We start from the raw sequence: 13,796 nt of genomic DNA on the forward strand, positions 1-13,796 counted from the left end.
GTGGAACGTGCGAAAAGGCGGCTCTCCGGAACCCTCCCGGAGGCGACCGCCTTGGCGCGCGGGCGGGCTCAGCCGAAGACGTACTTGACGGCGTTGCTGAACCCATAGTCAATCACGGTCACGAGACCAATGACGATGACGACGAAGACGATCACCACGGAGGTGTACGTCGAGAGCTGGCCACGCGTGGGCCAGACGACCTTGCGGAGCTCCGCGACGACCTGGCGGTAGAACAGCGCCATCCGCCCGAGCGGGCCCCTCTTGCCGCGCTTGCCGCCGCGGCGCTTCTTGACGGCGACCTCGTCCTCGGGACGACCGCTCTCAGGCGTCGCGGTGGAGCCAAGGGCTTCCGTCACTACGTCCTCACCTGAATCCGGGTCGTGGCCGTGCCGCGCCCGGTGGAGCCGCACGGCGGTGCATCAGTGCGTACGCACGCACCTCGGTGACGATGCGTGTAGCAGGGCCGAAGGGACTTGAACCCCCAACCGCTGGTTTTGGAGACCAGTGCTCTACCAATTGAGCTACGACCCTTTGTGGTTCCCCCAACGTACCGCATCCGCTCGGCCGCACGATGTGTACGGTGCGGATTCGCCTGTGAGGGGCCAACGACGCATGAGTGTACGTGGTTCGGGGCCCGCCGTCGAACAGATACCGCCGCCGTCGTGGGAAAAGCTCCGGAATCCGGGATTCCATGCGGCTCCGGGGCAGGTGCTCGGCCGTCCCGTGAACCGCTCGTTCCGTTCCCTGGAACCACCGCCCCCGGTCCCCGCCGGTTCTGCGACGATGCCTGTATGACCGATGCCACCGCTCCCTTCCCCGCCGCTCAGGCACCCACCGACCGCCGGGTCTCCACCCGCATCGGGTCGATCTCCGAGTCCGCGACGCTCGCCGTGGACGCCAAGGCCAAGGCCCTCAAGGCGGCCGGGCGCCCGGTGATCGGCTTCGGCGCGGGCGAGCCGGACTTCCCCACCCCGGACTACATCGTCGAGGCCGCCGTCGAGGCGTGCCGCGACCCGAAGAACCACCGCTACACCCCGGCCGGCGGCCTCCCCGAGCTGAAGGCCGCCATCGCCGCCAAGACGCTGCGCGACTCGGGCTACGAGGTCGAGGCGTCCCAGGTGCTCGTCACCAACGGCGGCAAGCAGGCCATCTACGAGGCGTTCGCGGCGATCCTCGACCCGGGCGACGAGGTGATCGTCCCGGCGCCGTACTGGACCACGTACCCCGAGTCCATCCGCCTCGCCGGCGGTGTCCCGGTGGACGTCGTGGCCGACGAGACGACCGGTTACCGGGTCTCCGTCGAGCAGCTGGAGGCGGCCCGCACCGAGCGCACCAAGGTGCTGCTGTTCGTCTCCCCCTCCAACCCGACCGGCGCGGTCTACTCGCGCGCCCAGGTCGAGGAGATCGGCCGCTGGGCGGCGGAGCACGGCCTGTGGGTCCTGACGGACGAGATCTACGAGCACCTCGTCTACGGCGACGCCGAGTTCTCCTCCCTGCCGGTGGTGGTGCCGGAGCTGCGCGACAAGTGCATCGTCGTCAACGGTGTCGCCAAGACGTACGCCATGACGGGCTGGCGCGTGGGGTGGATCGTCGGCCCGCAGGACGTGGTGAAGGCCGCGACCAACCTCCAGTCGCACGCCACCTCCAACGTGAGCAACGTCGCGCAGCGCGCCGCGCTGGCCGCCATCGCCGGCGACCTGAAGGCCGTCGAGGAGATGAAGGTCGCCTTCGACCGCCGCCGCCGCACGATCGTGCGCATGCTCAACGAGATCGACGGCGTCGTCTGCCCGGAGCCGGAGGGCGCGTTCTACGCCTACCCGTCGGTCAAGGCGCTGCTCGGCAAGGAGATCCGCGGCAAGCGGCCGGCCACCTCGGTGGAGCTGGCGGCGCTGATCCTGGAGGAGGCCGAGGTCGCGGTCGTCCCGGGCGAGGCGTTCGGCACGCCGGGCTACCTGCGGCTCTCGTACGCGCTGGGCGACGAGGACCTGGCGGAGGGCGTCTCGCGGATCCAGAAGCTGCTGGCCGAGGCGCGCGACTGACGCGACGGTACGAGGGGAGGCGCGGCGCCCGGCCTCCCCTCGTTCTCCCTTTCGGACCCCTCCCCGATCAGGGACGATCCAGGAAACGCCTTCCGGACGCCGGGGTCGATGCGGCAGGATCCACAGATGGAGAACGTTCGTGACGTCCGTCTGCTGCCGAAGGCCCATCTGCACCTGCACTTCACCGGCTCGATGCGTCCGGGGACGCTGCTGGAGCTGGCCGACAAGTACGGCGTGCACCTGCCGGAGGCGCTGAGCGGCGGCGAGCCCCCGAGACTTCGGGCGACGGACGAGCGCGGCTGGTTCCGGTTCCAGCGGCTGTACGACATCGCGCGCTCCTGCCTGCGCTCCCCCGACGACATCCGGCGGCTGGTGCGCGAGGCCGCCGAGGAGGACGTCCGGGACGGCTCCGGGTGGCTGGAGATCCAGGTCGACCCCACCTCGTACGCGCCCCGGCTGGGCGGGCTGATCCCCGCGCTGGAGATCATCCTGGACGCCGTGGAGACCGCGTCCCGCGACACCGGCCTCGGGATACGGGTCCTGGTCGCCGCGAACCGGATGAAGCACCCCCTGGACGCCCGCACCCTGGCCCGGCTGGCGGTGCGCTACGCCGACAAGGGCGTGGTCGGCTTCGGCCTCTCCAACGACGAGCGGCGCGGCTTCGCCCGGGACTTCGACCGGGCCTTCGAGATCGCCCGCGAAGGCGGCCTGCTGGCCGCGCCGCACGGCGGCGAGCTGTCGGGCCCGGCGAGCGTCCGCGACTGCCTGGACGACCTGCGCGCGGGCCGGGTGGGCCACGGCGTACGGGCGGCCGAGGACCCGCGGCTGCTGCGCAAGCTGGCGGAGCGTGGCGTGACGTGCGAGGTCTGCCCGTCGTCGAACGTGGCCCTCGGCGTCTACGAGAAGCCCGCGGACGTCCCGCTGCGCACCCTCTTCGAGGCCGGCGTCCCCATGGCCCTCGGCGCCGACGACCCCCTCCTCTTCGGCTCCCGCCTCGCCGCCCAGTACCAGCTCGCCCGCGAACACCACGGCTTCACGGACGAGGAACTGGCGGAACTGGCCCGGCAGTCGATCCGCGGCTCGGTGGCGCCGGCGGATGTGAAGGGGAGGCTGCTGGCGGGGGTGGAGGCGTGGCTCAGCCCGTCCGGCGTTTGAGGACTGCGCGCGCAGCGTGCTGCGGGGGTGCGGGGGCGGAGCCCCCGCAAGAAACGGTGAAATGGGGGTGCCCCCTCTGGGGGAGGGACAGGGGCAACCTCCCCCAGACCCGCCCCCTGGAACCTAAAGGCTGACGCCGACCGTCACCGGCTCGTTCACCAGGGTCACCCCGAACGCCTCCCGGACCCCGTCCCGGACCTCCCGGGCCAGCGCCAGCAGATCCTCCGTCGTGGCCGAGCCCCGGTTCGTCAGGGCCAGCGTGTGCTTGGTCGAGATCCGCGCGGGCCCGTCCCCGTACCCCTTCCCGAACCCCGCCTTGTCGATCAGCCAGGCGGCCGACGTCTTCACCAGCCCGTCCCCCGCCGGGTAGGCCGGCGGGACGACGTCCGCCCCGAGCCGCTCCGCCGCCCGGGCCAGGAAGGCCGCGTGCTGCTCGGCCGTGAGCACGGGGTTGGTGAAGAACGACCCGGCGGACCAGGTGTCGTGGTCCTCGGGGTCGAGCACCATGCCCTTGCCGGCGCGCAGCCGCAGCACGGTCTCGCGGGCGGTGGCGGCGGGGACACGGTCCCCGGCCTCGACGCCGAGGGTGCGGGCGGTCTCGGGGTACTTGATGGGCGCGGAGAGGCCGCCCGCGTCCTCCAGGGCGAAGCGGACGCGCAGGACGACGTAGCGGGAGGGGTCCGCCTTGAAGCGGCTGTGCCGGTAGGAGAAGCCGCACTCGGCGTTCGGCAGGACGACGGTCTCGCCGGCCCGGCGGTCGTAGGCGACGACCTCGGTGATGACGGAGGAGACCTCCTGGCCGTAGGCGCCCACGTTCTGGATCGGGGTGGCGCCGGCCGAGCCGGGGATGCCGGCCATGCACTCGATGCCGGCGAGTCCGGCCTCGACGGTGCGGGCGACGGCGTCGGACCAGTTCTCGCCGGCGGCGAGCTCCAGGTCGCTGCCCCGGAGCGAGAATCCGGCCGTAGCGATGCGCAGGGCGACGCCGTCGAAGCCCTTGTCTGAGATCACGAGGTTGCTGCCGCCGCCGATGATCAGCAGTGGCGTCCCGGAGGCGTCCGCCTCGCGCACGGTCGCGATCACTTCCTCGTCGGTGACGGCCGTGACCAGACGGGTCGCGGGGCCGCCGAGACGGAAGGTGGTCAGGGGGGCGAGGGGGGTGTCGTGGAGTTCCTGCACGGCGACAAGGGTACGGGGCGTGGACGGGGGCCCTGCTGGGCCACCTGGCCCGGACGGCTCCGGTGCCCTCCCGCCGTCCGTACCCCCTACGGAACGGCCCGGGCCCGGCACCGGCCGCGTCCCGGAGAGGCCGGCCCCGGGGCAGCGGCGGACGCGCGAGCCGCGCCGTCGTGCGCCGTACGGCCGCGGCGACGGCACGGCTCGAGGGGCGGCGTGCGGTCCGTCCGGCGCGGCTCGCGCCCCTCCCCCGGGCGCTCGCCCCGCGTCCCGGACCGGCTCATGCCTCGCGCCCCGCGACGTACCGGCGGTCCGTCCGGGACGCCGGGCGGGTACCGACCGAGGCCCGGACCGCCCGGAACGGCGGTCCGGGGTCCTCGGCACGCGCTCGGGGCGCTATCGGCCGGTGCCCGCTCCGGCGTGCGCGCCGGCCCGGTCCGCCGCGCGTCCGCTGATGGCCTCCGCGGCGTCCCTCGGCGTCGTCCCCTCCACCGTGGCCGCCCCCACGGCCGAAGGCCGCCCGTGCCGCGGGATGAGGGCGGCCGCCACCGCCGCGAGGGCGACGCCCGCGGCGCCGATCCACAGCGCCGGGGTGGTGCCGTCCACGACCGCCTGGGGCGATCCGAACCCGCCGCGGGCGGAGAAGACCGAGCCGAGGACGGCGACCCCGAACGCCCCGCCGACCTCGCGCAGCGCGCTGTTCGTCCCGGAGGCGATGCCCTGCTCGGCGGGGCCCACCGAGGACATGGCGAGTGCGGAGGAGGGGGCGAAGAAGAGGGCCATGCCGACGCCGTTGAGGATCAGGGCGGGCAGCTGGGCCGCGTAGGAGAGGTCTGCGGCGAGGACCAGGGCGTAGTAGGCGAGTCCGGTCGCCTGGCAGGTGAGGCCCCAGATGACCACGACGCGCCCGCCGACCCGGTCGGCGAGCCGGCCCGCGAGCGGGGCGACGATCAGCGACATCCCGGTCCAGGGCAGCATGCGCAGGCCCGCCTCGGTGGGCGAGTAGCCGCCGACGCCCTGCAGGAACTGGCTGAGCAGGAAGATCGAGCCGAACATGCCGAAGAACATCAGCAGCCCGGCCGCGTTGACGCCGCTGAAGGCCCGGTTGCGGAAGAGGCGCATGGGCAGCATGGGCTTGGGGTGGGTGATGCCGTGCCGGACGAAGGCGGCGAGCAGCAGCGCTCCCACGACGAGTCCGGTGAGCACCCGGCCGTTCGTCCAGCCGTACGTGTTGACGTTGACGACGGCGAAGACGACGCCGAAGAGGCCGCCGCTGACCAGGACCGTGCCGGGGATGTCGAGCCGGGCGTCCGGCGTGCGGGACTCGGCGACGCGGAACCGGACGATCGGGAGGAGGAGCAGCCCGATCGGGACGTTGAGCCAGAAGATCCAGTGCCACGAGATGTGCTCGGTGAGTCCGCCGCCGATGAGCGGGCCGGTGGCGACGGCGAGGCCGTTGATGGCGCCCCAGATGCCGAAGGCCGTGCCGCGCCGTTCGGGCGGGGTGGCGGCGGTCAGCAGGGTGAGGCTCAGCGGCGTCATGATCGCGGCGCCGACGCCCTGGACGGCCCGGAAGGCGATGAGCGCGTCGATGCCGGACGACAGCGCGGCGGCCGCGGAGGCGGCGGTGAACAGCGCGATGCCGATGCCGAAGAACCTGCGGCGGCCGAACCGGTCGCCCAGCGCGGCGCCGAACATCAGCAGGACCGCGTAGGTGAGCGTGTAGGCGCTGACCGTCCATTCGAGGTCTTCGAGCGAACCGCCGAGGTCCCGGCGGAGGGTCGGCAGCGCGGTGGTGACGACGAGGTTGTCGAGCGCGGCCATGAAGCCGGCCGCGCCCGAGACGACGAGGGCCCAGACGGCGCGTCGTGAGGCTTGCTGTTCCACTTCTCCCCCTGCTTATTTATCGGTCACTAACTTTCGGCGGCGAAAGAGAACCGGCCCGGCGGGCCGGTGAATCCGGTGGCGTGCGGGGTCAGTCGCGCCCGGAGGGCGGCAGCCCGTCCCACACCCGGTGCTCGGGCGGGAAGCCCAGCGAGACCAGCGAGTTGATGAGCATCCCGTGGGCCATGAACCGGGCCGTCTGCTCCGGGTCGCCCCCCAGCGCCAGGCGGACCTGGTCGGTGAGCCGCTCCCAGCCCGCCCGGATCGGGCGGCCGAACTCCGTGTCGCCCGCCGCCTCGGCGGAGGCCACGGCGACGCACATCTGCATGAGCATCAGCAGCGTCTCCTTGTCGCGGGCGATGAGGGCTTCGTAGGCCAGACCCATCGCCTTCACCACCCCCTCCGGCGGGACGCCGTCGGCGGCCTCCTCGAAGGTGCGGATGATCTTCTCCTGGCACGCGTCGACCGCGGCGAGGAAGATCGCCTGCTTGCCCGGGAAGAGGCGGAAGAGGTACGGCTGCGACACGCCCACCCTGCGGGCGATCGTCTCCGTCGAGGTGCCGTGGTAGCCGCCGCGGGCGAACTCGGCGACCGCCGCCCGGACGACGCTCTCGCGCCGCTCCTCCGCGCTCATCCTGACCATGGAGAGGAGATTAGTGGTCGATAACTAACTTCGCAAGAGCCAGGGCCGGGCGGTTCCGAGGACGGCGGTCGCCGCCCCCGGAACCGCCCCGGGGCCTCAGGCCAGCCGCACGACGGCCCGCGGCATGCCGAGCACCCGCTGCCCCGCGCTGCGCACCAGCAGGTCCACGCGCACGGTCCGCGCCTCGTCGTCCAGCTTGGCCGCGACCTTGCCGCTGACCTCGATGACCGCGCCCTCGTCGCCGTCCGGGACGACGACCGGCTTGGTGAAGCGCACCCCGTACTCGGCCACCGCGCCCGGGTCGCCCGCCCAGTCGGTGATCACGCGGACCGCCTCGGCCATGGTGAACATGCCGTGCGCGATCACGTCCGGGAGCCCGACCTCCTTGGCGAACCGCTCGTTCCAGTGGATCGGGTTGAAGTCGCCGGAGGCACCCGCGTAGCGCACCAGCGTGGCGCGGTTCACAGGGAACTCGCGCGTCGGCAGCTCCGTGCCGACCTCGACGTCGTCGTAGGAGACCTTGGCGGTCATCACGCCTCCCCTTCCACAGCGGCCTCGGGGCCGCGGGCCACCAGCATCGTGTGGGCGGTCACCACGTGCTCGCCGTGCTCGTCGTGGACATCACCCCGGATGGTCAGCAGGTCGTTGCCCGCCATCGACTTGATCGTCTCGATGGTGGAGGTGACCGTCAGCCGGTCACCCGCGCGGACCGGGCGGGTGTAGGTGAACTTCTGGTCGCCGTGGACGACGCGGCTGTAGTCCAGCCCCAGCTGCGGGTCCTCGATCACCTGGCCGGCGGCCCGGTAGGTGATGGCGAACACAAAGGTCGGCGGGGCGATCACATCCGGGTGGCCGAGCGCCTTGGCGGCCTCGGCGTCGGTGTACGCCGGGTTCTCGTCGCCGATGGCCTCGGCGAATTCACGGATCTTCTCGCGGCCGACCTCGTAAGGGGCGGTGGCCGGATAGGTCCGTCCGACGAAGGACTGGTCGAGCGCCATCGGCTCGGCACCTCCTGGGTGGGGATACGCCATGAGGCCGCCCCCAGGAACCGGGGACGGCCTCATGAACGACTGTGCGTTATCGCGTTTCGCGGTGCGCGGTGTGCGCGTTGCAACGCGGGCAGTGCTTCTTCATCTCAAGACGGTCCGGGTCGTTACGCCGGTTCTTCTTGGTGATGTAGTTCCGCTCCTTGCACTCCACGCAGGCCAGCGTGATCTTCGGGCGGACGTCGGTGGCAGCCACGTGAGTGCTCCTTGACGGATGGACGGATGAACGCAGACAAGAGTAGCCGATCGGAGGACCGACCCCGCAATCGGCTACTGTGGGTAGCGGCGACCGGACTTGAACCGGTGACACAGCGATTATGAGCCGCTTGCTCTACCGACTGAGCTACGCCGCTTTGATGCGGGGGGTGTCCCCCCGTCCGAAGACGGGGAGACCCCTCACACCAGAGCCCCAAAACGGAATCGAACCGTTGACCTTCTCCTTACCATGGAGACGCTCTGCCGACTGAGCTATTGGGGCGAGCGAGGAAGACATTACACGCTCTGCGGCCGAAGGTGAAATCCGTACCGGAGCACCCCCGGGCGGAGGCCCGGGCCGCGTCCGGCACCCGGCCCGGAGCCCGCGCCACAGCCGCCCACCAGCACCGCACCGGCCGCGCCCGGCCCCCGTACGACCGCACCGGAGCGCCTCCGCCGGTACGACTATTCGCAGCGCGCCGTAGCCTGCTCGAACCCGCTCCCCCCGCGGCCTAGGCTCGGGATCACGCTGCGCGAATGCCCCGGACCGTAGGGAGCGCGATGCCCGACAACCAGCAGCCGCAGCCCGCGAGGAACCCCGACGGCGACGCGAGCTCCCCGCCCGGCTCCCCGGGCGGCGGCGGTCCCGGTGAGAAGCCACTGGTGCTCTCCGGCGCCCACCTCGCCGACGGCCGCGTGGTGGACGTACGGCTGAGCGGCGGCCGCGTCGAGGCCGTCGGCACGGCGGGCAGCCTCGCCCCCGGCGTCCGCTGCGACCTCGACGGCTACCTGCTGCTGCCGGCCCCCGCCGAACCGCACGCGCACGGCGACACCGCGCTCACCGCCGACCTCACGGGCCCGGCCCCGGACGGCGTCGAGGACGTCCAGCGGCGCGCCACCGAGGCGGCACTGCTCCAGCTCGGCCACGGCGCCACCGCCGTCCGCTCGCACGTCCGCGTCGGCGACGTGCACGGCCTGCGGGCGCTGGAGGGCGTCCTGGCCGCCCGCCGCGTCCTGCGCGACCTCACCGACCTCACGGCCGTCGCCGTCCCCGGGCTGCTCACCGGCCTCGCCGGGGCCGACAATCTCGCCGTGCTCCGGGACGCGGTCAAGATGGGCGCCACCGCCGTCGGAGGCTGCCCCGACCTGGACCCGGACCCGACCGGCTACGTGGAGGCCGTCCTGCGGATCGCCGCCGAGCACGGCTGCGCGGTGGACCTGCACACCGACGCCGACGACCCGCCCCGGCTCGCCCGGATCGCCGCGATGGCCGGCGGCCTGCGTCCGGCCGTCACCCTCGGCCCGTGCGGCGGCCTGGCCCGGCTCCCCCGGGAGGCCGCCGTCCGGGCCGCCGAGCAGCTGGCCGCCGCCGGCGTGACGGTGGTGTGCCTGCCGCAGGGCGACTGCGGGATCACCGCCCGCAGCCGCTACCGCGTCTCGCACGCCGCGCCCGTACGGCTGCTGCGCGCCGCCGGCGTACGGGTGGCGGCCGGCAGCGGGGCGGTCCGGGACGCCGCCAACCCGGTCGGCCGCGGCGACCCGCTGGAGGCCGCCTTCCTGCTCGCCTCGCGCGGCGAACTGCCGCCCGACCAGGCGTACGAGGCGGTGAGCGGGCGGGCGCGGGAGGCGATGGGGCTGCCGGAGGTCCGGGTCGAGGCCGGGTTCCCGGCCGAACTGCTGGCGATCCGCGGGGGCGGAGTGGCCGGGGTGCTCTCGCTGGGCTACAGCCGCCTGGTGGTGCACCGCGGACGGGTGGTGTCGCGGACGAGCGCCGTCCGCGAGTACCGGCACTCGGCGGGGGCGCCCGCCCTGGAGCTGCCCCGGCAGGCGCCGCGCGGGGGCGAACCCTCCTCCTGAGGCCCGTGACCACCGGGGCGTACGGTCGGATCATGCGCATTGTCATCGCTGGTGGACATGGACAGATCGCGCTGCGGCTGGAGCGGCTGCTCGCCCGGCGCGGAGACGAGGTGGCCGGCGTGATCCGCCGGCCGGAACAGGCGGGCGACCTGCTCGCCGCCGGGGCCGAACCGGTCGTCTGCGACCTGGAGTCGGCGTCCGTCGCGGACATCGCCCGGCACCTGGAGGGTGCCGACGCCGCCGTCTTCGCGGCCGGCGCGGGCCCCGGCAGCGGCATCGAGCGCAAGGACAGCGTGGACCGCGGCGCGGCCACCCTCTTCGCCGACGCGGCGGAGGCGGCCGGGGTACGGCGCTTCGTCGTCGTCTCCAGCATGGGCGCCGACGGGCAGCCCCCTGAGGGCACCGACCCGGTCTTCGCGGCCTACCTGCGCGCCAAGGGCGCCGCGGACGCGGACGTCCGCTCCCGCGCGGGTCTGGACTGGACGATCCTCCGCCCCGGCCGGCTCACGGACGACCCGGGCACCGGGCTGGTCACGCTGGACGAGTCGACGGGCCGCGGCGAGGTCACCCGGGACGACGTGGCGGCCGTCCTGCTGGGGCTGCTGGACACCCCGGGGACCGCGGGCCGGACGCTGGAGCTGATCGGCGGGCGGACGCCGGTGGAGGAGGCGGTACGGGCCGTGGCGGGGTGAGCGGGGTGGCGGGGCGGGCAGGGGGGCGGCGGAGGCGGTCCGGTCCGGGGGGCCGGCGCCCCGGCTTCCCGCCCCGGGCGCCCAGAAAAAACCCGCCCGAACGCAGTTGAACGCACCCGGTCCCCACCTGAACGCGGGCGGGCACCCCTGACCGGCGGCGAGCGGACCGGAGCGCCCCACCGAGCACGCTGAGCACTGCGAGCACACCAAAGAGGCCCCTGCTCTCGGAAGAGCAGGGGCCTCACTCGGTGGCGGCGCCAGGATTCGAACCTGGGTAGGCTAAGCCGACGGATTTACAGTCCGCTCCCATTGGCCACTCGGGCACACCGCCATGGGTGCCGCCTCGGACTCCCTTTCGAGATCTCCTCGGCAACGACGTAAACCATACCCGATGACCGGGGGTGCTCCGCCACTCGATTCGGAGCCAGCCGAACGCCGCCCGGATGACTAGGCTTGCGGGGCGGCCGTCCTCCGGGCCCGTCCGGCCCTCGCCGGGCACCCGCCGCCGAGGACGCCCCCACGCCGCGCCCCTGACAGAATCTACGCACGAGGAGCCAACTCAATATGGCCGACTCCAGTTTCGACATCGTCTCGAAGGTCGAGCGGCAGGAGGTCGACAACGCCCTCAACCAGACTGCCAAGGAGATCTCGCAGCGCTACGACTTCAAGAACGTCGGCGCCTCGATCGCCTGGTCCGGCGAGAAGATCGAGATGCGGGCCAACTCCGAGGAGCGGGTGAAGGCGATTCTCGACGTCTTCCAGTCGAAGCTCATCAAGCGCGGCATCTCCCTGAAGGCCCTGGACGCGGGCGAGCCGCAGCTTTCGGGCAAGGAGTACCGGATCTCCGCGTCGCTCGAAGAGGGCATCTCCCAGGAGAACGCCAAGAAGGTCGCCAAGATCATCCGCGACGAGGGCCCCAAGGGCGTCAAGGCCCAGGTCCAGGGTGACGAGCTGCGGGTCTCCTCCAAGAGCCGCGACGACCTCCAGGCCGTGATCGCCCTGCTGAAGGGCAAGGAGCTGGACTTCGCCCTCCAGTTCGTCAACTACCGGTGACGCGACGGGCATTCCCGTAGGCGACCGGCGTCCGGACGAGGGCGCGCCGGGGAAGGTCCACGATCTTCCGCGGCGCGCCCTCGTCCCGTTCCGCGGACGGTCAGAAGTCCACGCTCGCGGCCTCGTCCGCGCGCATCACCGACTCCTGGTGGAACTGCTTCTTGTACGCGGCGCGGATCTCCTGGATGCCCGCGTCCTTCGCGCGGGCCTCGGACTTGGGGTAGTAGAGGGTCAGTTCGTAGGAGCGCTCGCGGATGACGACGCCCTTGGCGTCGCGCCACTGCCCGCGCGCGTCCTCGATGGTCAGGCCGGCGGGGAACCTCGGCGTGACGCGCCGGGTCACGAAGTCGCGGAACTGACGGTCCGTCACATCCGGGTGTCCGTCGGAGCGGGCGGTGCCGAAGTAGAGGTGCGTGCCGACGTACGGGGTGCCGCGCACGGCCGTCGAACGGTCGGTGGCCGCCGGTTCGTTGCCGGCGTCCAGGGCGGCGTACGCCGTGGGGGCGCCCACGGCCAGGACGGTCGCGGCGGCCAGGGCGGCGGTGCGCAGGCGGGAGGTGCGCTGGGGCACGGGTGGGGTCCTTTCGGCCGGGGCCGGCCCGGCGGGCGGGCCGGTGCGCTGCTGCGCCCGGGGCGCTGCCGCGCGTCGGAACGCTGATGCGCGTCGAGGCGCTGCCGCGCGTCGGGGCGCGCGACCACTCTCCCGGCCGCGCAGGCGGCGCGCGGCCGATCGACGCGTCCTGACCGAAAAGTGGTGCCGCGGGGGCGGGATGCGTTCTCCCGTGTCGTCGGGGTGTCAGCGGAAGTACGACTCGAGCGTGCCGCGGCGCCGGACGTCGAGCGTGGCGCAGTGGAACGAGCCGCCGAACGGCGCGTAGTGCAGGAAGTCGCAGGGGACCGGCTCGAACCCCCACTTCTTGAGCGCGTTCACCATCCCGGTGTGGTGCCGCTCCACGATCACCCGCTTCTCGTCGATCACGAGCACGTTCATGCTCAGCCACTTGCCGCACAGCGACGTCAGCCTGAGCAGGCGGTCGTCCATCGGGTCGGGCTCGGGGGCGACGAGGATGTCCCACGACCGCAGGATGTCGGGCAGGCCGTCGACGTCGACGTACTCCGGGTTGATCATCACCTTGCCGGGGGCGAGCGGCATGAACGTCGTGTCGATGTGCATGGGCGTCCGGCAGCGGCTCTCGATCTCGTGGACGCGGTAGCCGGGGCCGAGGTGGCGGCGGAGCCAGTCGACGCCCATGCGGTTGGTGACGTTGCCGCGCGTGACGAAGAGGTCCCGGCCCACGCGGACGAAGTCCGCCGCGTCGAAGACCGGCTCGAACTCGGTGACGATGTGGCGCACGGGCGCGCCCGCCCCGGGCCTCCGGTGGCCCGGCACGAACAGCTCGTCGGTGAGCTGCGGCCGCGGCGCGGCCGTCCAGCGGGCGCCGCGCCGGAAATAGTCCTTGAGGAGCGTGCGGTAGGAGTGCGTCTCGAAATACCGGCACGGCCACGCCATCGGGGTCTCGATGATCTCGTCGCCGACCACCAGCAGACAGTCCCGCGGGCAGGCGTTGCAGAAGCCGCGCGACGACCAGTGCGGGGTGCGGAAGCACCTCCCGTGGTCGACCGGGTCGGGGCGGGTGACCGTGACACCGAGGGAGCACAAGAGGTCGACGAACCCGTCGAGTTCGCGCTGCGCCCGCTCCACCAGGATCCTCGGATACCGGCGGCCGGCGGCGAGCCCCTGCAGCCGGGCCGCCCACGGCGGGAGGTTGCAGGCGACGACCGGGTGGCGGGAGGGGACGACGGCGCCGTCGAGGCGTCCGACGACGACCTCCTCCAAGGGGTCCCATTCGTTGTGCGAGTTGACCGGCGGGGCGGGCCGCTCCGCGGGGGTGCCGCGGCCGGCCGAGGGCTCCCTCACCGCGCACCGGCCCGGGCCGCCGCCGTGTCGGTCTCTGATTGCAGCGCTGCGTTCATGCGCGGCAAACGGCGTGGGCGGCCGGGAGGTTGCGGTGCGCGGCGCGCCCTCGCCCGGGCGGCCGTCACCTCGCCGTGGCGG

General features: G+C 73.0%; 14 protein-coding genes and 4 tRNA genes. 5 read left to right on the top strand and 13 right to left on the bottom strand.

What is annotated here, in order from left to right; all coding sequences use genetic code 11:
• Positions 1 to 68 precede the first annotated feature (68 nt).
• Both secE and ACH4PU_RS18780 read right to left on the bottom strand, forming a co-directional pair.
• Positions 69 to 356: a preprotein translocase subunit SecE gene (gene secE / locus ACH4PU_RS18775; protein WP_398272866.1), complete on the bottom strand. Its 288-nt coding sequence runs from the start codon at positions 354 to 356 to the stop codon at positions 69 to 71.
• A gap of 102 nt (positions 357 to 458) precedes the next feature.
• Positions 459 to 531: transfer RNA gene (locus ACH4PU_RS18780), tRNA-Trp, on the bottom strand.
• Between the two features lie 260 nt (positions 532 to 791).
• On the opposite strand from ACH4PU_RS18780, the gene ACH4PU_RS18785 reads away from it, so the two are divergent.
• Positions 792 to 2,039, top strand: coding sequence for a pyridoxal phosphate-dependent aminotransferase (locus ACH4PU_RS18785; RefSeq protein ID WP_398272868.1), 1,248 nt, complete (start codon positions 792 to 794; stop codon positions 2,037 to 2,039).
• Between the two features lie 126 nt (positions 2,040 to 2,165).
• Positions 2,166 to 3,194: an adenosine deaminase gene (locus tag ACH4PU_RS18790; RefSeq protein ID WP_398272870.1), complete on the top strand. Its 1,029-nt coding sequence runs from the start codon at positions 2,166 to 2,168 to the stop codon at positions 3,192 to 3,194.
• Positions 3,195 to 3,317: 123 nt separating this feature from the next.
• Here the strand turns inward: ACH4PU_RS18790 and ACH4PU_RS18795 are convergent, their stop codons facing one another.
• The 8 genes from ACH4PU_RS18795 to ACH4PU_RS18830 form a co-directional block, all read right to left on the bottom strand.
• Positions 3,318 to 4,373 carry a UDP-N-acetylmuramate dehydrogenase gene (locus ACH4PU_RS18795; RefSeq protein ID WP_398272872.1) on the bottom strand — a complete coding sequence of 352 codons (1,056 nt, stop codon included), beginning with the start codon at positions 4,371 to 4,373 and terminating at the stop codon, positions 3,318 to 3,320.
• A gap of 393 nt (positions 4,374 to 4,766) precedes the next feature.
• The gene (locus tag ACH4PU_RS18800) at positions 4,767 to 6,257 is read right to left on the bottom strand and encodes an MFS transporter (RefSeq protein WP_398272874.1); all 1,491 of its coding nucleotides are present in this window, start codon (positions 6,255 to 6,257) and stop codon (positions 4,767 to 4,769) included.
• An 88-nt stretch (positions 6,258 to 6,345) separates the two neighbouring features.
• Entirely contained in the window at positions 6,346 to 6,897 is a 552-nt protein-coding gene (locus ACH4PU_RS18805; protein ID WP_398272876.1) for a TetR/AcrR family transcriptional regulator, read from the bottom strand.
• Between the two features lie 96 nt (positions 6,898 to 6,993).
• Positions 6,994 to 7,428: a MaoC family dehydratase gene (locus tag ACH4PU_RS18810; protein WP_398272878.1), complete on the bottom strand. Its 435-nt coding sequence runs from the start codon at positions 7,426 to 7,428 to the stop codon at positions 6,994 to 6,996.
• Positions 7,428 to 7,895: a MaoC family dehydratase N-terminal domain-containing protein gene (locus tag ACH4PU_RS18815; protein ID WP_398272880.1), complete on the bottom strand. Its 468-nt coding sequence runs from the start codon at positions 7,893 to 7,895 to the stop codon at positions 7,428 to 7,430. The genes ACH4PU_RS18810 and ACH4PU_RS18815 overlap by 1 nt, the downstream gene beginning before the upstream one ends.
• A gap of 79 nt (positions 7,896 to 7,974) precedes the next feature.
• Entirely contained in the window at positions 7,975 to 8,139 is a 165-nt protein-coding gene (gene rpmG, locus ACH4PU_RS18820) for a 50S ribosomal protein L33 (protein WP_004571794.1), read from the bottom strand.
• Between the two features lie 84 nt (positions 8,140 to 8,223).
• Positions 8,224 to 8,296 (bottom strand) — tRNA-Met (locus ACH4PU_RS18825).
• A 52-nt stretch (positions 8,297 to 8,348) separates the two neighbouring features.
• Positions 8,349 to 8,421, bottom strand: a tRNA-Thr gene (locus tag ACH4PU_RS18830).
• 278 nt (positions 8,422 to 8,699) lie between these two features.
• Between ACH4PU_RS18830 and ACH4PU_RS18835 the strand changes: the two genes are divergently transcribed.
• Together ACH4PU_RS18835 and ACH4PU_RS18840 are read left to right on the top strand one after the other, a co-directional pair.
• Complete coding sequence (locus tag ACH4PU_RS18835) at positions 8,700 to 9,995, top strand: amidohydrolase family protein (RefSeq protein WP_398273031.1); 1,296 nt, start codon at positions 8,700 to 8,702, stop codon at positions 9,993 to 9,995.
• Positions 9,996 to 10,027: 32 nt separating this feature from the next.
• Positions 10,028 to 10,687, top strand: coding sequence for an NAD(P)H-binding protein (locus ACH4PU_RS18840; RefSeq protein ID WP_398272882.1), 660 nt, complete (start codon positions 10,028 to 10,030; stop codon positions 10,685 to 10,687).
• Positions 10,688 to 10,936: 249 nt separating this feature from the next.
• Here the strand turns inward: ACH4PU_RS18840 and ACH4PU_RS18845 are convergent.
• Positions 10,937 to 11,018, bottom strand: a tRNA-Tyr gene (locus ACH4PU_RS18845).
• Positions 11,019 to 11,251: 233 nt separating this feature from the next.
• On the opposite strand from ACH4PU_RS18845, the gene ACH4PU_RS18850 reads away from it, so the two are divergent.
• Positions 11,252 to 11,740, top strand: a complete 489-nt coding sequence (locus ACH4PU_RS18850; RefSeq protein ID WP_185943919.1) for a YajQ family cyclic di-GMP-binding protein — start codon at positions 11,252 to 11,254, stop codon at positions 11,738 to 11,740.
• Between the two features lie 100 nt (positions 11,741 to 11,840).
• On the opposite strand, the gene ACH4PU_RS18855 is transcribed toward ACH4PU_RS18850, so the two are convergent.
• A complete protein-coding gene (locus tag ACH4PU_RS18855; RefSeq protein WP_398272884.1) occupies positions 11,841 to 12,311 on the bottom strand; it encodes a DUF3574 domain-containing protein in 471 nt (156 codons plus the stop codon).
• 225 nt (positions 12,312 to 12,536) lie between these two features.
• On the bottom strand, positions 12,537 to 13,658 hold the full coding sequence (locus tag ACH4PU_RS18860; RefSeq protein ID WP_398272886.1) for an amidinotransferase: 1,122 nt from the start codon (positions 13,656 to 13,658) through the stop codon (positions 12,537 to 12,539).
• Positions 13,659 to 13,796 lie beyond the last annotated feature (138 nt).

The sequence above is a fragment of the Streptomyces sp. NPDC021100 genome (assembly GCF_044333095.1).
In the GTDB taxonomy this organism is placed as follows: Bacteria; Actinomycetota; Actinomycetes; order Streptomycetales; family Streptomycetaceae; genus Streptomyces.